At 35.5% G+C, this 15,941-nt stretch carries 21 protein-coding genes; 16 read left to right on the forward strand and 5 right to left on the reverse strand.

The window, feature by feature from the left end; genetic code table 11:
* Positions 1 to 109: 109 nt before the first annotated feature.
* Positions 110 to 484 (reverse strand): hypothetical protein, encoded by a 375-nt coding sequence (locus MKY94_RS09545; RefSeq protein ID WP_144536716.1) that lies wholly within the window; start codon positions 482 to 484, stop codon positions 110 to 112.
* Positions 485 to 566: 82 nt separating this feature from the next.
* Here MKY94_RS09545 and MKY94_RS09550 point away from each other — a divergent pair, with 82 nt between their 5' ends.
* The 3 genes from MKY94_RS09550 (at position 567) to aac(6') (ending at position 1,779) form a co-directional block, all read left to right on the forward strand.
* Positions 567 to 1,007: an OsmC family protein gene (locus tag MKY94_RS09550; protein WP_151110052.1), complete on the forward strand. Its 441-nt coding sequence runs from the start codon at positions 567 to 569 to the stop codon at positions 1,005 to 1,007.
* A gap of 65 nt (positions 1,008 to 1,072) precedes the next feature.
* Positions 1,073 to 1,315, forward strand: a complete 243-nt coding sequence (locus MKY94_RS09555; protein WP_154310896.1) for a hypothetical protein — start codon at positions 1,073 to 1,075, stop codon at positions 1,313 to 1,315.
* A gap of 23 nt (positions 1,316 to 1,338) precedes the next feature.
* A complete protein-coding gene (aac(6'), locus tag MKY94_RS09560) occupies positions 1,339 to 1,779 on the forward strand; it encodes an aminoglycoside 6'-N-acetyltransferase (protein WP_151110048.1) in 441 nt (146 codons plus the stop codon).
* Positions 1,780 to 1,871: 92 nt separating this feature from the next.
* On the opposite strand, the gene MKY94_RS09565 is transcribed toward aac(6'), so the two are convergent.
* Complete coding sequence (locus tag MKY94_RS09565) at positions 1,872 to 2,522, reverse strand: hemolysin III family protein (protein WP_342578573.1); 651 nt, start codon at positions 2,520 to 2,522, stop codon at positions 1,872 to 1,874.
* 137 nt (positions 2,523 to 2,659) lie between these two features.
* Between MKY94_RS09565 and MKY94_RS09570 the strand changes: the two genes are divergently transcribed.
* From MKY94_RS09570 to MKY94_RS09595, 6 genes are all read left to right on the forward strand, one after another.
* The gene (locus MKY94_RS09570; protein ID WP_342578574.1) at positions 2,660 to 3,226 is read left to right on the forward strand and encodes a DUF1836 domain-containing protein; all 567 of its coding nucleotides are present in this window, start codon (positions 2,660 to 2,662) and stop codon (positions 3,224 to 3,226) included.
* Positions 3,226 to 4,743: an amidohydrolase gene (locus MKY94_RS09575; RefSeq protein ID WP_342578575.1), complete on the forward strand. Its 1,518-nt coding sequence runs from the start codon at positions 3,226 to 3,228 to the stop codon at positions 4,741 to 4,743. Before MKY94_RS09570 ends, MKY94_RS09575 begins: the two co-directional genes overlap by 1 nt.
* A gap of 53 nt (positions 4,744 to 4,796) precedes the next feature.
* Complete coding sequence (locus MKY94_RS09580) at positions 4,797 to 5,105, forward strand: DUF4870 domain-containing protein (RefSeq protein ID WP_144536704.1); 309 nt, start codon at positions 4,797 to 4,799, stop codon at positions 5,103 to 5,105.
* 27 nt (positions 5,106 to 5,132) lie between these two features.
* Positions 5,133 to 5,954: a type II pantothenate kinase gene (gene coaW, locus MKY94_RS09585; RefSeq protein ID WP_144536702.1), complete on the forward strand. Its 822-nt coding sequence runs from the start codon at positions 5,133 to 5,135 to the stop codon at positions 5,952 to 5,954.
* Between the two features lie 165 nt (positions 5,955 to 6,119).
* A complete protein-coding gene (locus MKY94_RS09590; protein ID WP_053589685.1) occupies positions 6,120 to 6,320 on the forward strand; it encodes a cold-shock protein in 201 nt (66 codons plus the stop codon).
* 102 nt (positions 6,321 to 6,422) lie between these two features.
* Positions 6,423 to 6,938, forward strand: coding sequence for an SRPBCC family protein (locus MKY94_RS09595; RefSeq protein ID WP_342578576.1), 516 nt, complete (start codon positions 6,423 to 6,425; stop codon positions 6,936 to 6,938).
* A 66-nt stretch (positions 6,939 to 7,004) separates the two neighbouring features.
* Here the strand turns inward: MKY94_RS09595 and MKY94_RS09600 are convergent, their stop codons facing one another.
* Positions 7,005 to 7,397 (reverse strand): reverse transcriptase-like protein, encoded by a 393-nt coding sequence (locus MKY94_RS09600; protein WP_144536698.1) that lies wholly within the window; start codon positions 7,395 to 7,397, stop codon positions 7,005 to 7,007.
* 249 nt (positions 7,398 to 7,646) lie between these two features.
* Between MKY94_RS09600 and MKY94_RS09605 the strand changes: the two genes are divergently transcribed.
* On the forward strand, positions 7,647 to 7,829 hold the full coding sequence (locus tag MKY94_RS09605) for a zinc-finger domain-containing protein (RefSeq protein ID WP_144536696.1): 183 nt from the start codon (positions 7,647 to 7,649) through the stop codon (positions 7,827 to 7,829).
* Between the two features lie 38 nt (positions 7,830 to 7,867).
* Here the strand turns inward: MKY94_RS09605 and MKY94_RS09610 are convergent, their stop codons facing one another.
* The gene (locus MKY94_RS09610; RefSeq protein ID WP_144536694.1) at positions 7,868 to 8,071 is read right to left on the reverse strand and encodes a cold shock domain-containing protein; all 204 of its coding nucleotides are present in this window, start codon (positions 8,069 to 8,071) and stop codon (positions 7,868 to 7,870) included.
* 152 nt (positions 8,072 to 8,223) lie between these two features.
* Here MKY94_RS09610 and MKY94_RS09615 point away from each other — a divergent pair, with 152 nt between their 5' ends.
* From MKY94_RS09615 to MKY94_RS09640, 6 genes are all read left to right on the forward strand, one after another.
* A complete protein-coding gene (locus MKY94_RS09615) occupies positions 8,224 to 9,903 on the forward strand; it encodes a formate--tetrahydrofolate ligase (protein WP_340844409.1) in 1,680 nt (559 codons plus the stop codon).
* A 101-nt stretch (positions 9,904 to 10,004) separates the two neighbouring features.
* On the forward strand, positions 10,005 to 10,640 hold the full coding sequence (locus MKY94_RS09620) for an HD domain-containing protein (protein ID WP_191697046.1): 636 nt from the start codon (positions 10,005 to 10,007) through the stop codon (positions 10,638 to 10,640).
* A complete protein-coding gene (locus MKY94_RS09625; protein ID WP_340844410.1) occupies positions 10,637 to 12,517 on the forward strand; it encodes an ABC-F family ATP-binding cassette domain-containing protein in 1,881 nt (626 codons plus the stop codon). The genes MKY94_RS09620 and MKY94_RS09625 overlap by 4 nt, the downstream gene beginning before the upstream one ends.
* Positions 12,518 to 12,541: 24 nt before the next feature.
* Positions 12,542 to 13,654 carry a conserved virulence factor C family protein gene (locus MKY94_RS09630; RefSeq protein WP_154310893.1) on the forward strand — a complete coding sequence of 371 codons (1,113 nt, stop codon included), beginning with the start codon at positions 12,542 to 12,544 and terminating at the stop codon, positions 13,652 to 13,654.
* Between the two features lie 241 nt (positions 13,655 to 13,895).
* On the forward strand, positions 13,896 to 14,177 hold the full coding sequence (locus tag MKY94_RS09635; protein ID WP_144536686.1) for a hypothetical protein: 282 nt from the start codon (positions 13,896 to 13,898) through the stop codon (positions 14,175 to 14,177).
* A 212-nt stretch (positions 14,178 to 14,389) separates the two neighbouring features.
* Positions 14,390 to 14,896, forward strand: coding sequence for a lipoprotein (locus MKY94_RS09640; RefSeq protein WP_154310892.1), 507 nt, complete (start codon positions 14,390 to 14,392; stop codon positions 14,894 to 14,896).
* A gap of 85 nt (positions 14,897 to 14,981) precedes the next feature.
* Here MKY94_RS09640 and MKY94_RS09645 read toward each other — a convergent pair whose 3' ends face one another.
* The gene (locus MKY94_RS09645; protein ID WP_342578577.1) at positions 14,982 to 15,821 is read right to left on the reverse strand and encodes a manganese catalase family protein; all 840 of its coding nucleotides are present in this window, start codon (positions 15,819 to 15,821) and stop codon (positions 14,982 to 14,984) included.
* Positions 15,822 to 15,941: the final 120 nt, after the last annotated feature.

Consider the following 15,941-nt stretch of genomic DNA (forward strand, 5'->3'; position numbering starts at 1 on the left):
CTAGCGGAGAACAACTGCTATAAAGTAGATAAAAAAACCTGAAAATTTTACTAATGGTAAAATTTCTAGGTTTTTTTAAATTCTAAGATGGATTTTGTTCTAGCCTCTTTTATTGATTGTTTGTTTTTTTAATGAGGTAAAATATTGCCTCAACAATCATTCCTAATACTAATCCAAATGCAGTGAAGATAAAGAGAGAAAGAATTCCGAGTAGGTCTCCATTACCTCCGGTATTAATGATAAAAGAGCGGAAAAGATCAATGAAACCTATTGCTAACCCAAACGTAAATAAATAAAATGCTTTATGAAGATTGTAAAAAAGCATAGCTCCTGCTATGACTCCAGTTACAATTGAAAAAGCTGCAAATGCAATAAAGTTCATAACAACTAGATCTTGACCTAACACGTATCTTACTCCAAGAATGAGTAGAAAAAGAGAAGCAACGATGATAAAACCAGCAATTTTTCCGTAATTTTTAAGCAATCTAAACGCCTACCTTCTCTTCAATAATATAGGAAATCAATGAAATTTCCAATACATCCATTTGAAAGGTTTGATGAAAATTATGACTGAACACATTTTTCACTTGAAAGCAAATTGGCCAGGGAATAGAAATGACGTTGGAGATATTAGTTCTGGAAATTTACAAACTAATATTTCTATACCAAAAGAGATGGATGGACCTGGTGTAGGAACTAATCCAGATGAAATGCTCCTGGGAGCTGCTGCTACCTGCTATATCATCACACTAGCAGCGATGATGGAACGGAGTAAAATAGAAAAAGAAAGTTTAGAAATGCAGTCCACTGCGATTGTTGATGTTACGAAAGGTGTATTCACATATAAAAAAATTATTCATCGACCAAGTATCTTACTTAAAAATGCAAAAGATATAGCTAAGACAGAAAAGCTAGCCATCAAGGCAGAGGAAAACTGTATGATTAGTAAGGCTTTGCGAGGAAATGTAGATATAGAATTAGAATTTTCCGTAAATATTGTTAATTAGTTATTTATTTCCTAATTGCTTTAATGTATATTCTAATCAGGTAATACTAGGGAAGGGTGAATGCAGTGGAATGGATTATAATACCGGCGCTTATTTTTTTAGTTCCAGTTATTAAGTCTGTAACTGATCATTTAGAAGAAAAAGCACGCATAAAAGCTGGAGCAGTTAAAGATGCCTTAGAGTTAGAAAAGCTTAGACAAGAAAATTTTATTATGGAAACAGAAAAGATGAGAATCGAACTTGAAACAATGAGATTACAGTCTCCACCATCAAATATAGATTTTACTTTAACTAAAAAAGAATTCTAGCTTTCTAGGAAAGGTGCTTTTTTATGATTAAACGAGCTGAAACAAAAGATGCTCTCGATGTGGCAACTCTAGCTTCACTATTATGGCCAGGGCATAATAAAGAAGAATTTCTAGAAGAAATGGAACAACTAATTACGAGCGGTGACGCCGTTGTTTTTCTTGCCTATGAACCATCAGGAGGTCCAATTGGATTTGCACAGTGCCAAATACGAAAAGACTATGTGGAGGGGACAAGTACAACACCTGTAGGCTATTTAGAAGGACTTTTTGTACTGGAGGAATTCAGGAATACAGGTATTGCAAGGCAGCTGGTCGAAAAATGCGAACAGTGGTCGATTACAAAAGGCTGTGAAGAATTTGCTAGTGACTGCGAACTGGACAATGAAGAAAGCTTAGCAGTTCATTTAAAATTAGGGTTTAATGAGGTTAATCGTATTATTGCTTTTGCTAAAAAGCTGAAGTAACACACTTGCTCCAACGCAAAGTGAGTTTACATTAAATAATAAAAGGGTGTCCATTAAGTAATTGGACGCCCTCATTATTATTCTAAAACTTTTTATAATACGTATACATACACGCATATGAAGTGGGAAAAAGTGCCTAGCAATATAAAAATGTGAAATATTTCGTGGAAACCTAGCTTTTTAATAAAAGGAAGATTAGGCTTTAGCCCATAAATTATACCACCTATAGTGTAGAATATGCCTCCTGCAATTAAATATAGTAGACCCTGAGTACCTAGACTTTCTGAAAGGGCAGGAGCAAGGAAAATAATTATCCATCCCATTCCTATGTAAAGTGCCGTAGAAACCCATCTTGGACATTCAAACCAAACCATCTTAAATAATATTCCTGAGATAGCTAAAAGAGTTATCAAACTAAACAATACATAACCTGTAGAACCTTTTAATGTTATAAGACAAAATGGAGCATATGTACCAGCAATCAGTAGATAAATCATAGAATGGTCTAACCGACGTAAATACTGGATAACACGATCTTTAGCTAAAACTGCGTGGTAAGTAGCAGAAGCCATATACAGTAAAATCATACTAACACCAAAAATAGAAAGTGCCGTTAATGTAAGATTAGTAGTATTTTGTGAGATTCCCTTCATAATCATGAGAGTGAGCCCTATTAAACCTAAAACAGCTCCCAATAGGTGTGATAATGAATTGAATGGCTCTCTTATAAAATTTTTTAGCACGAAGTAAATACCTCCATCTCATTAAGTAGTTTTAATAACTACATATAATGATATAACTATAATTATTAGTAGTCAAGGTTTACCTTTAATGAGTTTTAAGTTACTATATTTTTAAAGTATTACGAGGGGGTTTATTTATGAATGATATAAATAGCTTGATCGAACGTTTGGCGTTGGATACCGCGATTAAAGAAGATGACATACCAGAAATAGACTTATATATGGACCAGGTTATACAGCTTTTTGATGCAAAATATGGATCCACCATTAGAAATGCTGAAGATAAGGTATTAACAAAAACAATGATAAACAATTACGCGAAGGGCAAGCTTTTCGTTCCAATTAAAAATAAAAAATACTCTAAGCAGCATATTATGTTGATTAATCTCATTTATCATTTAAAAGGATCCCTATCTATAAATGATGTGAAAGAAACGTTATCCCCTTTAAAAGAAATAATGAGCTCAAGGGACTTCACTTTAAATGATTTTTATGATAACTTTATTTCCCTTCAGCAAAATAATAAACTTGTCTTTAAAGAAGAAATTCAAGTATTGGATAAGGAAATAAAAAAAATAGAGGGTGAGGAAGAAATGCAAAAGCTATTGTTAATCTCCTCTTTAGCGAACATGAGCAATCTCTATAGAAGGGCAGCAGAATTGCTCGTTGATGAGCTTATTCCAAAAGAAAAGGAGAAAAAATAATGAAAACTCTTTGGACAAATGGAAGTATTTTTACAATGCAATCAGAAGATTCTATGGTAGAAGCGGTATTAATCGAAAAAGGTAAAATTATTCAAATAGGAAGTAAAGAAGAGCTTCTTCCTCATGCGGACAAGATTATTTCCCTTGAAGGTGCAGCCATGTATCCTGGTTTTGTGGATAGTCATATTCATTTAATTGGACATGGGGAGAAGCTGTCTTATCTCGACCTTTCTTCCTTTACATCTATAGAGAAAATAATGGCTGAAGTATGTAAAAAAGTCACTCCTGGTCAATGGTACATAACAGAGGGATGGAACGATAATCAGTTAATAGATGGAAGATTCCTCAATAAGAATGATTTAGATGTAATTCAAGAAAGTCCGATCGTTTTAAAGAGAATATGCCGCCATGTCCTTGTGGCGAATTCTAGGGCCATGGAGATAGCAGGAATAACGGAAGATACACCTAGTCCAATAGGTGGGAGGATAGGGAAGGATGAAGACGGTAGATTAAACGGGCTTTTTTTTGATGAGGCTCAGCAGCTGATAACGTCCCACATACCCCCAGTCACCTCAGAATATTTAGCAAAAGTAATTCGTTTAAGTATTGAGGACTTACATAAGAAAGGGTTCACAGGTGTCCACACGGAAGATATGTCATATTACGGTCCATACGAAATACCCTTAAAAGCATATCGCGAGGTAGTGGAAGATCAATTTAAAGTTCATCTATTAAGACATCATTTAGTATTCGAACAAATGCAAGAAGAGATGTCCAATGAATTTCTAGAATTTGGTGCGATGAAAATTTTTGTAGATGGTTCATTAGGTGGTCGTACTGCATTATTATCTGAGGATTACTCGGATAAAAGTGGCACAAGTGGAGTTGCAGTTCATACAGAAGAAAAACTTGGACAGTTAGTCCAAATGGCGCGAGTTCATAATGAATGTATTGCTGTTCATGTAATAGGAGATAAGGCGACTGAGCTGATATTAGATAAAATTGAAAAATACCCTGCTCCTAAGGGAAAAAAAGATAGGCTCATTCACGTAAATGTTCTTCGAGCTGATTTAATAGAAAGAATGCACAAGCTACCTATTGTTTTAGATATTCAGCCAATATTTGTTCCATCTGATTTTCCTTGGGTAAAAGAACGACTTGGAGAGGAAAGAATGGAATGGGCCTACGCTTGGAAGTCATTGTTGAGAGCTGGTTTTGAATGCTCAGGAGGATCAGATTCACCAGTAGAGAGTGCAGATCCATTTGTGGCGATAGATGCAGCTGTTAATAATAGATGGAATCCTAGTCAGTCAATATCCATATTTCAAGCTTTATCCCTATATACTACTGGTAGTGCAAAAGCGATTGGGAAAGAATTTCAGAGAGGGAAAATTGCTCAAGGGTTTGATGCTGATTTTACTATCCTAAATGAACCACTTAACGTAGATAATATCCAACAGGTGTTTGTTAGCAAAACAGTAGTGAATGGAAAGATTGTTTACGAAAGAAAAATATGAAACTAAAACCCTAAGTATTCGTATATATAATAAGATAAAGGAGGTTATATTTAATGGATAATAAAGGACTTAAGGTATTATTGCATGCGAGCACTTGGTTTGCTCCATTTTTAGTACCATTCGTATTATATTTAGTTGTAGATGACCATGAAGTGAAGAAGCTCTCTGTGCAGGCAGTTCTTTTTCAGTTAGTGATGTCAGTTCTGCTTTTTATATCGTTTCTTTTAATATTTATCATAATAGGTATCCCATTAGTAATAATTTTTGCTATAATGGCTTTTGTTGTCCCAATTATAGGTATAATTAAAGCAATCAATGGTGAAGCATTTAATTACCCTATAGTGGGATCATGGATTAAATAAGGGTTGTAATGTAAAAGGGGACTAAGTATGACTACTAGAATTGGTATTGATGCAGGTGGAACTTTAACGAAAATAGCTTATTGGGATAGAGAAAATAAGATGTCCTTTAAAAGCTTTCTTTCTTCAGATTTTCAAGGAGTAAGAGAGTGGATAGAAAACAAGCATTCGTCAAGTGCTATCTGCCTCACTGGTGGTCGAGCAGAGCAATTAAAAAAATTCCTATTATCTAAACAGGACCTTCCTTATATGGTTGAGTTTGATGCGACAATGAATGGCGTGATGTATCAGATGAAACAGGAAGTTATTAGCAGTAGCTCGGCAATCATAGCAAATATTGGTACAGGTACTTCAATACATATTATGCATGACAAAACACATTCACGTATAGCAGGTTCTGGAATTGGTGGAGGTACATTATTAGGCCTTGGAATGGCATTAACAGGCCTAACAAATTATAAAGAAATGATTGCGCTTTCCAAAGACGGGAAGAGATCTACGATAGATGTATTAGTAAGTGACATTTATAAGGATAACAAACTTCCGATAACTGGTTCACTTACAGCTAGTAACTTTGGTGGCGTTACATTAAAGCCAGAGCAAGCTCGGTCTCGTGCCGATTTACTAGCAGGTATTCAAGGCATAATTGGCGAAGTTGTCGCTACATTATGCATACAAGCAGCAGAAGCCCACGGAGTGAAAGATATAATATATATAGGCTCAACATTAGAAGAAAATAGTTTACTTCAAGAAATAATAGAGTCTTATACAATTTTAAAAAATAAAAATCCAATCTTTTTAGAAAAACATGGTTATAGTGGAGCAATTGGTGCATTATTGGAAAACAATTAAAAAAAGATTATGTATATTTGTTGCATTATTAAAAATGCCATGTTATATTTAAAGAGGATTATTTTTGTTCGGTTAGTTAGTAGGTGGCAACACTTTTACTTAACAGTGTTGAGCAAGGATAGTAACACAATGTATGCACAATTTGCATACGAGGAGGATACACACATGGAACAAGGTAAAGTAAAATGGTTTAACTCAGAAAAAGGATTCGGATTTATCGAACGCGAAGGCGGAGACGATGTATTCGTACATTTCTCAGCTATCCAAAGCGAAGGTTTCAAATCTCTTGACGAAGGTCAAGAAGTAACTTTTGAAATCGAGCAAGGCCAACGTGGTCTTCAAGCTACTAACGTAGTTAAAGCTTAATTTTAAACCTAAACTTTAACAGGCTCTCATTTCGAGGGTCTGTTTTTTTGTGTTATCATATATAGAAAGGTTAACATATTGATATGCAGGGGAGTAGTTTAGATGAAAAAATGGAAAAAAGAGATAGTTATTAATGCACCAATCGAATTTGTATGGCCTTATTTTTACGGGGACTTAGAGAAAAAGAAAGTAATTTTTCCAAAGATAATTGATGAAGAGATAATAAAAGAAACTGAGGAAGTTGTTGGAACAGTAATAAGACAGTCGTATAAAAATGGATCACTTGACGAATATTATAATCTCACCTTAAAAAAATATATAAATGAGCCTAATCACAAGCTGGTCCAGGAAACATTTATTTTAAACAATCTTTTTAAAATGAAGGTAGATTATGAACTACATCAGGTGAATGAACAGAATACGAAGTTTACTTATTTATCCGTTAATCTCCCAAGAAATCCTTTGTTAAGCTTGTTTCAACTTTTTGGTAAAGATGACGTTATTGTTCGATTCATGGATCGTACTAAAAATAGTATTGAAAATGACTATAACTTGGATAAAGAGGAAGCACAAGACGAGATTGATACTGTTGAGGGCTATGCAGAGAAAACAGAATAAGGCACTAACAAAAGTTTTAAGTTAACCACACCTCCAACCGATTTAGCTGCTGGAGGTGTCATTTCTTTAAGGTAGGTTCTTCCTTACAGCTTCTCTAGCTAAAGCATGGGCTGCTTTGTTTTGATCATCCGGGATCCATTTTATAAAGAATAGATCGAAGGTATCTGTAATGACTAGTATTTTCTCTAATAAGGCAGCAAATTCTGCATTTTTTGCATAACGTTTTTCAACCGCAGCATACACTATTTGAGAATCTGTTCGAATGGATACGATAGTAGGTGAAAGCTTCTGAACTTCTTCCAGCCCTCTCAACAAAGCTTTAAATTCAGTTATATGGTTCGAATAGATACCTATGTATTCACTCATTTTAATTTGATGGCCTTCTCCCTTTATAAAAATTCCAATTCCACTAGGTCCAGGATTGCCAGTTGTAGAGCCATCGATATATAATTCAATCATTGCTACCATCCTTTTAATAATTGTAAGTACTTTTCTTTTTTACGTGAGCTATATTCATAAATAGTGCTTGATTAATAAAACAAACACTTTATAGAGCAATGCAATAGAAAGTTACACAAGTAATTAAGTGATCGTAAAAGTCGCTAAAGCGGTAGATCATTTTTTACGTATATTAATTATGATATTTAATTTGTATAGGAGTAAAATAATTGTACAGTTCCATATGACATACCGCAAGGAGTTAAATGTATGAAAAATTCGCAAATTATAAATGAAATTGATCAGCTATTAGAGAACTATTGTGAAGGGTGTTTTGTAAAAAATCAGCTCAGAAAAGAAAAGGGCAAGTCGAAGGCCCACCAGTTTTGTATAAATGAGTGTACGGTAGGAGAAGAGATCAAAGAGGCTGGGAATAAGTTATACGGAAAATAAAAAAAGTCCCACGACCAGTTGCCGCGGGAAGAACCGTTTTACTTCGATTTTATAACGTTTGCAGCCTGAGGTCCACGGTTTCCTTCAACGATTTCAAAAGTGACTTCCTGACCTTCTTCTAAAGCCTTGAAACCTTCGCCTTGAATACCAGTAAAATGGACGAACACATCTTCCCCGTCATTGTACTCGATAAAACCATAACCTTTTTCGTTGTTAAACCATTTTACTTTCCCCTGTTGCATAACTGTTCCTCCCTCAATCCACTAAAAATTCAGTTAAATGGATAAAATAAACTATACATGAAATGCTTGCTATCGTCAATAAAATGTCGAATTATAGCTAACTTTCTATCAATTATATGATGTAAAATAAAAATAAAAAGGCTGTGATTTAGTTGAATCTACATGTAGAACCACTAACTGACTTGAGTATTGCCAAAAATGCGGAAATGCAACCTATCGTAAGGATAGCAGAAAGTTTAGGTCTTTCGGATGAAGCATTGGAGTTGTATGGTAAATTTAAAGCGAAAATTGATTTTACTAAAATCCCTGAGAGAACATCACCTGGAAAGGTAGTTTTAGTGACCGCTATTAGTCCAACATCTGCAGGTGAAGGTAAATCTACTGTAACGGTAGGACTATCAGATGCTTTAAAGCGAATGGGACAATCCGTTGTAGTGGCACTACGAGAACCTTCTTTAGGACCAGTCATGGGAGTAAAGGGAGGAGCAACTGGTGGAGGTTATTCTCAAGTACTCCCGATGGAAGAGATAAATCTACACTTTAATGGTGATCTTCACGCTATTACAACTGCAAATAATGCTCTTTCTGCGTTTATTGATAATCATCTTCACCAAGGCAATGAACTTAATATAGATCCAAGAAGAATTACTTGGAAGCGTGTACTTGATATGAACGACCGATCTTTGCGCAATATAATCGTCGGACTTGGTGGACCTTCTCATGGCATAACTAGAGAAGATGGATTTGACATCACAGTGGCTTCAGAAATAATGGCTGTTTTGTGCTTAGCAAAGAACTTAGAAGATTTAAAAGAAAGACTATCGAGGATAGTTATTGGTTATACATATGAAAACGAACCAGTAAATGTTCGTTCTTTGGGAGTCGAGGGAGCTCTAACACTTTTATTAAAAGAAGCGATTAAGCCAAATCTTGTGCAAACAATCGAAGGAACACCCAGTATTATACATGGCGGCCCCTTTGCGAATATAGCTCATGGTTGTAATTCAATCATTGCTACTAAAACAGCAATGAATTTAGCTGATATTGTCATAACTGAGGCAGGATTTGGGGCTGATTTAGGTGCCGAGAAGTTTATGCATATTAAATCTAGACAAGCAAATATTATTCCTAGCTCTGTAGTTATTGTAGCAACCGTTCGGGCTTTAAAGTTACAGGGTGGAAAACATAAAAATGAATTGAAGGATGAAGATGTGGAGGCTCTGTTAGAGGGGACCAAAAATCTTATGAAGCATGTAGAGACTATTCGTGCATTTGGAGTAGAACCAGTGGTTGCCTTGAACAAGTTTATAACAGATTCTGAGCAGGAAATACATACGCTACTCAATTGGTGTAAAGAAAATAACATTTCCATTGCTTTGACAGACGTTTGGGCGAAGGGAGGCGCTGGAGGAGAAGATTTAGCAAAATTAGTTTTGAGCGAGCTAGATAAACCTTCTAACTTTTCACCGCTATATGAATTAGCGGATTCGATTGAACAAAAAATTAGAACAATCGTTCAGAAGGTTTATGGAGGAAAAGAAGTAGTATTTACAGAGAATGCTTTGAAACAAATCCGTCAAATAGAGGATTATGGATGGGATTCACTTCCTATATGTATGGCAAAAACCCAATACTCACTTTCTGATCAGCCAAAACTAATTGGTAGACCTACTGACTTTACTATTACAGTGAGAGAAATAATTCCTAAGCTTGGTGCAGGATTTCTTGTTTGTCTCACAGGCGATATAATGACAATGCCAGGATTACCCAAAAAACCTGCTGCATTAAATATGGATGTGGATAATGATGGGCAAGCTATTGGTCTATTTTAAGCCATTCACTTCTTTCCATTGAAAAGACTGCACTATAGCAGTCTTTTTTTCTTTTTTTCGTTATAATGAAGTGGACGAATAGTTTAAGGAGAAAAAAATATATGAAAACAATACAACTATGCGAAAAATTAGTAAAAGAAGTCTATAACAAGTTTGATGCAAGTCATGATTTTTTGCATATAGAAAGAGTACGAAAAAATGCTTTATATATAGCATCTTCTGAGGTTGATGCAGACAATGAAATTATAGAATTAGCAGTGTTGCTACATGATGTGAGCGATCCTAAATATGTTACGACAGAAGGAAAATATATGGAGGATCATATCATTCAGCAGCTTAACATTTCAAAAGAAACAACAGAACATGTTAAAAACATTATACAAGCTGTCTCTTTCAACGGTGGGCATGAAATAACTGCAGATACTATCGAAGCTAAAATTGTTCGTGATGCAGATCGTCTAGATGCCATAGGAGCAGTCGGAATTGCAAGAACGTTTGCTTACGGTGGAGCAAAGGGCAGAAAATTATACGATGTGACTGAAACGCCAAGAGACAATATGTCTGCAGAAGATTATCGCTCTAAACAAACAGCCTCCGTTACTCATTTCTATGAAAAGCTACTTAAATTGGCGGACGGTATGCAAACTAGAACAGGTAAAGAACTTGCCAAAGAAAGACATGCCTTTATGGAATTATTTCTAGAAAACTTAAGACAAGAAACAGGGGAATCTATATGAGCCATTTAATCATTTCCAATCTAACGAAAACAGTGGGAGAGAAGACGCTGTTTGAAAATATTTCATTTACGATTAACAATCAAAATCGAGCAGGGTTAATCGGCATCAATGGAACGGGAAAATCTACTTTTTTATCGATTATTGCAGGAGAGCTAGAGGCAGATGCAATTGATCGAGATCATCCAAACAAATTTAGAATCGCCTATTTGGAGCAGCAACCAGTATTTGAAAAAGATGAAACAGTTCTTCAAACAGTATTTAGCGGAGACTCGCCTATTCTTAAGATTAACAGAGAATATGAGGAAGCACTGCTAGCATTAATGGCTAACTCCGATTCAACTGATTTACAAAATAGATTGATGGATTTGCAACAGAAAATGGATGAACTTCAGGCTTGGGATGTCAATGCTTTAGCTAAGACAGCATTAACTAAACTCGGTATTACTCAGTTTGAAGATTCAATTTTACATTTGTCTGGTGGCCAACAAAAAAGAGTGGCACTAGCAAAAGTATTAATAGAACCAGCAGATTTATTGTTATTAGATGAGCCGACTAACCATTTGGATAAAGAATCCACAGACTGGTTGCAGGATATGCTGCAAAGAGTAGAGGGAGCCATTATCTTTGTTACACATGATCGTTACTTTTTAGATGCAGTAGCGACTCATATTTATGAGCTTGCTGATAAAACTCTTTATACTCATACTGGAAACTATGCTAATTACCTTGAATCCAAAGCGATTCGTGAAGAAATGAATGCTGCTTCTCAGCAAAAGCTACAAAATTTATATCGAAACGAGCTAAAATGGATTCGCAGGGGAGCAAAGGCTAGATCGACAAAGCAAAAAGCGAGAAAGGATCGCTTTGAAGAAATCGATGCAAAGCTGGATCGCGACAATTCTGCACTCAATCTGGAGCTTGAAATGGCTACTACAAGGTTAGGTAAACAAGTGTTAGAAGGCAAAAATATTTCTAAACGCTTTGATTCTAAAGTAATCGTAGACGATTTTTCTTTTATCCTACAGGCAGGAGATCGAATCGGTATTGTAGGCCCTAATGGGGTCGGGAAAAGTACATTGCTAAAAATGCTTGCAGGAGAGGTCCCAATGGACTCTGGAGAAATTGTCGTTGGTTCTACCGTAAAATTAATGCATTTTTCGCAACAACTTCCAAAACTAAATGAACAAACGAGAATGATTGAATATGTACGTGAATCTTCCAATCTGATAGAAACAGGTTCTGGAGAGAAATTTTCGGCAGCTCAAATGCTTGAACGGTTTCTATTTCCACTAAATACACACGGTACTCAGATAGGCAAACTGTCAGGAGGAGAGAAAAAGCGACTTGTCCTTTTAAAAATGTTAATGGAGCAACCAAATGTTCTATTCCTGGATGAGCCTACAAATGACCTGGATATTCAAACATTATCTGTATTAGAGGATTTTATGGAATCCTTCCCAGGCGTTATTATTACGATTTCTCATGATCGTTTCTTCCTAGATCGAATTGCCAAAAAGCTCTGGATCCTTAATGGAGATGGTTTAGTTCAAGAGTGGTTAGGGATTTATTCAGATTATTTGGATGATTTTAAAGATGTATCTAAAGTAGCGGTGGAAATAAAAAAGGAAGAGACACCAGTAAAAAGTATAAAGGAAAAGAAAAAGCTATCCTATAAAGAGCAACGAGAATGGGAAGGGATAAGTGGCGAGATTGAAAAAACCGAGCAGTTAATAGAAGAGCTCGAGCAAAAACTTTTAACTACTGGTTCTGATTTTACATTGTTACAGCAACTAACTGAACAATTAGACCAAGCGAACGCAGCTTATGAGAAGCTAATTGAAAGATGGTCCTATTTAGAAGAAATTGCTTCTTCATGATTTATAATACTGGAGGTATGAATTTTGAAAATATTAACGATTGAACCAACACCAAGCCCAAATACAATGAAGATAGTCATCGACCAGGAGTTACCCTTTGGTAAAAGTCATAACTATAAGAAGGATAACATAACAGATGCCCCAAAAGAGATTCAAAGACTCTTTGAAATTGAAGGAGTAAAAGGGGTATACCATGTTGCGGACTTTTTAGCGATTGAACGAATCGCTAAATTTAGCTGGGAATCCATTTTAGCATCAGTTGAAAATGTATTTGGTGGAGAAAACGAAGCAGAAACAGGAGATAAACCATTAGATCATTACGGTGAAGTGTATGTCCATGTACAATCCTTCAAGGGAATTCCTCTGCAGGTAAAGGTATTTGATGGTGACTCAGAATCTAGATTTGGTTTATCTGAACGTTTTACTAAAGCATTAGATGAAGCGATGGAAGGTGACAAAGAAAACTATATCATGCTTCGTAAATGGGTAGATTATGGTGTTCGCTACGGAGAACAAAAGGAAATTGGGGAACAGTTAGTAAAAGAACTGGAAGCCAGCTTCCCAGAAAGTAAACTGCAGCAATTAATAGTTGATAAGGATAAAGCTGAAGAAGACAAAAAACCAATTCGGGTTCCTTTTACTCTTGAAGAGTTCGAGGTAGGTGATTGGGAAAAGAGATTCCAGCTTCTTAATAATCTTATCAACCCGGAACTTGAAGATATCCCTGTGCTTGCACGAGCTATTCAGGACGAGCAAGTTTCCATTAGACGACTTGCAACAGTTTACCTTGGCCTTATAGAAGATGAATCCGTTGTACCTTATCTAGAGATGGCGTTAAAGGATAAAAGTTCATCAGTGAGGCGTACTGCTGGGGATGCAATGAGTGATTTAGGTTTTGAACAATTTGCTGGCGCTATGAAGGAAGCTCTTTTTGACAAAAACAAATTAGTTCGTTGGAGAGCAGCAATGTATTTTTATGAAGTAGGAGATGTGGATGCGTTACCAGCTCTGAAAGAAGCAAAAGACGATAAAGAGTACGAGGTCAAGCTTCAAATTCGTATGGCGATTGCCCGAATTGAAGGTGGGGAAGAGGCGAAAGGTTCCGTCTGGAAACAAATGAGTGAAGCAAGAAAATAAGCGAACAATTCTAGGAAGCATTGGAGATATCCTGTGCTTCCTTTTTTGTCATAATAAACTGAAAAGTTTGATACCTGCTGTATAGGAATGTTTTATTTGTACAGATTCGGGTAATTTTTAAGTAATCAATATAAAAGCCTCGTCCTGTAAAAATAAAAAAATATTCCACTAAGAGATGTGTAAATTCAGGAAAATGGGTGAATAATATAAATATAATTTAAAGCCGAAGAGAGGGATCAAAATGAGTAAGGATCAAGTTAAACAAAAAGGAGCCAACTCTAAGGGAAATAGTCATGTTACGTATTATTTTACTATTATTTTTCTAATCGTAGGTACTCTTATAACCTTATATTTACTTACATTTAAAGTAGAAGACATTAACCTTTTCATTGTAGTTTTATCTATTTTAGCTGGTGGACTTCCAATGGGATTCATAGGAGCCTTTATCGATTACAAACTCTCGCTAACAAAAGTTAAATACAAGCGTAATTCAACAGTAAAAGAAAGCAGACCTGAACATTAATTATTAATGTGGGTCTGCTTTTTTCTATTTCGAGAACACAACAAGGGTTTAGGAAATATTTGTAGAGATAAAAATGTATAATGAAATAAAGATGCACCCGAACTTGTGATAAAAGTTCTTTATACATATATCTATTGGAGAAGTATGAAGACGAGGGTAGATGGACTTTTTAAGATAATCAGTAGTTGTCCTATTAAGGGGGGGAGTATAATATGCAGAAAATATTTGTACCATTATTTTTAATAATTGTTTTGGCAGGATGTTCTAATGAAATAGAAATCAAAGAAAAACCTAAAGAGATTGTTTTAGTAGAAGAAAAAATACAGTTACCTTCATTTGATTCAATTGAAAATCCAATTCTTTCACTAAATAATCAAGTAGGGTTTGATTCTATTTATGAAGAAATTTGTTGGTTGGATTGTTCTGCAGAAGATAGATTAAATCATCAGTTTAATAACCAAGGACAAGCACAAATTGGGGATGTAATAAGAGTTAAATGGGATAACATGAATCCGGCTCCGAACAAGGTGGAAATTAAAGAATATACGACCGAGTATCACCAAATTGGCAATACACAATTTATTGCCGATGGACAGAATGGTTTTTACATGAAAGTTAAGGACACTTCTTACAATAAAATATATGAACTAATTTTTATTTGGGAGCAGAATGAGAAATCTGTTGGAAAGAGTAGATTAGCATTTCCCCTAACAAATTAAACAGATCAATATCAATAAAAAAGAGCTGTGAATTTACCACAGTCTCCTTTTATTGATGTTATAAGTACTACATGTTCATGTCATTCTAGCCTGGACTATGTTCGTTTGGCATTGGAGGTAGTACAGGTACTGGGAAACCTGTTGGTGGTGGAGTTACTTGTAAATCACCTTTGTTTCTACTTGGACTTGCACCTTTAAATATTTCTCCTATTCTTGTTGGGTCCAATCTAAAGTTAAATTGAGCATTATGATAGCCCAAATCCACAAACTTTTTACACTCAGGATATTTATTAATATCATAATTCGGAATTGGGAAGATTTTTCCCCATTCTACTCCTAAAGTTTCTAATGCTTTTGCAAAAGCATTTTGGTGTGCATTATCTCGAACGATTAAAAATGCCAGCGTTTCACGGAAAGTTTGGTTTGAACTCATCTCATAAATACGTGTTTTTTGAAGTACACCAGTAGACTCTAGTACCACATTATTAAGCAAGTCTGCAATCAGATTTCCATGGGAATATACCCAAGAACCATTCCAAGGGTTGCCTGAAGCGTCTACGGGTAGCGATGCCTGAGCACCAATAATATAATGATGTGGGTTCCCATGTTGTACAGGGTCATGTAATGGTGCATGATCAGGTCCGCTGTTTCCAGCCAAATTGGTATCTCCAGAGACATCGAGAAGTGCATTTATGGTGTTTTGTACAAGCTCGACATGTGCGATTTCTTCTAAAAATACACCTCTTAATAAATCACGGTACTGTTTTTCATTACCTCTAAAATTGGAGCTTTGAAAAAAGTACTGCATCATTGTTCTCATTTCCCCGTAGTGACCACCTACTATTTCTTGTAGGACACGAGCAGCCGCTGGGTCTGGCTTGTCTGGTTTAATAATATTTATTAACTCTTCTTTATAGTAATACATCTATTTCCCTCACTTTTCTAAATTCTAATGCTTTAGATAGCGTGAGCCTTAATAGTGGAATTATGCATTTACTTATTTCTACATAAAAAGACTTAGCTTTAAAACTAAGTCTAGTCGAAA

The sequence above is a fragment of the Psychrobacillus sp. FSL K6-2843 genome (genome assembly GCF_038626375.1).
In the GTDB taxonomy this organism is placed as follows: Bacteria; Bacillota; Bacilli; order Bacillales_A; family Planococcaceae; genus Psychrobacillus; species Psychrobacillus faecigallinarum.

Excerpts from the sequence above, each read along its gene's own strand:
- MKY94_RS09575 (WP_342578575.1), top strand. The coding sequence starts at position 3,226 with ATGAAAACTCTTTGGACAAATGGAAGTATTTTTACAATGCAATCAGAA.
- MKY94_RS09600 (WP_144536698.1), bottom strand. The coding sequence starts at position 7,397 with ATGATTGAATTATATATCGATGGCTCTACAACTGGCAATCCTGGACCT.
- MKY94_RS09580 (WP_144536704.1), top strand. The coding sequence starts at position 4,797 with ATGGATAATAAAGGACTTAAGGTATTATTGCATGCGAGCACTTGGTTT.
- MKY94_RS09590 (WP_053589685.1), top strand. The coding sequence starts at position 6,120 with ATGGAACAAGGTAAAGTAAAATGGTTTAACTCAGAAAAAGGATTCGGA.
- MKY94_RS09640 (WP_154310892.1), top strand. The coding sequence starts at position 14,390 with ATGCAGAAAATATTTGTACCATTATTTTTAATAATTGTTTTGGCAGGA.
- MKY94_RS09620 (WP_191697046.1), top strand. The coding sequence starts at position 10,005 with ATGAAAACAATACAACTATGCGAAAAATTAGTAAAAGAAGTCTATAAC.
- MKY94_RS09605 (WP_144536696.1), top strand. The coding sequence starts at position 7,647 with ATGAAAAATTCGCAAATTATAAATGAAATTGATCAGCTATTAGAGAAC.
- coaW (WP_144536702.1), top strand. The coding sequence starts at position 5,133 with ATGACTACTAGAATTGGTATTGATGCAGGTGGAACTTTAACGAAAATA.
- MKY94_RS09610 (WP_144536694.1), bottom strand. The coding sequence starts at position 8,071 with ATGCAACAGGGGAAAGTAAAATGGTTTAACAACGAAAAAGGTTATGGT.
- MKY94_RS09595 (WP_342578576.1), top strand. The coding sequence starts at position 6,423 with ATGAAAAAATGGAAAAAAGAGATAGTTATTAATGCACCAATCGAATTT.
- MKY94_RS09645 (WP_342578577.1), bottom strand. The coding sequence starts at position 15,821 with ATGTATTACTATAAAGAAGAGTTAATAAATATTATTAAACCAGACAAG.
- MKY94_RS09625 (WP_340844410.1), top strand. The coding sequence starts at position 10,637 with ATGAGCCATTTAATCATTTCCAATCTAACGAAAACAGTGGGAGAGAAG.
- MKY94_RS09550 (WP_151110052.1), top strand. The coding sequence starts at position 567 with ATGACTGAACACATTTTTCACTTGAAAGCAAATTGGCCAGGGAATAGA.
- MKY94_RS09570 (WP_342578574.1), top strand. The coding sequence starts at position 2,660 with ATGAATGATATAAATAGCTTGATCGAACGTTTGGCGTTGGATACCGCG.
- MKY94_RS09635 (WP_144536686.1), top strand. The coding sequence starts at position 13,896 with ATGAGTAAGGATCAAGTTAAACAAAAAGGAGCCAACTCTAAGGGAAAT.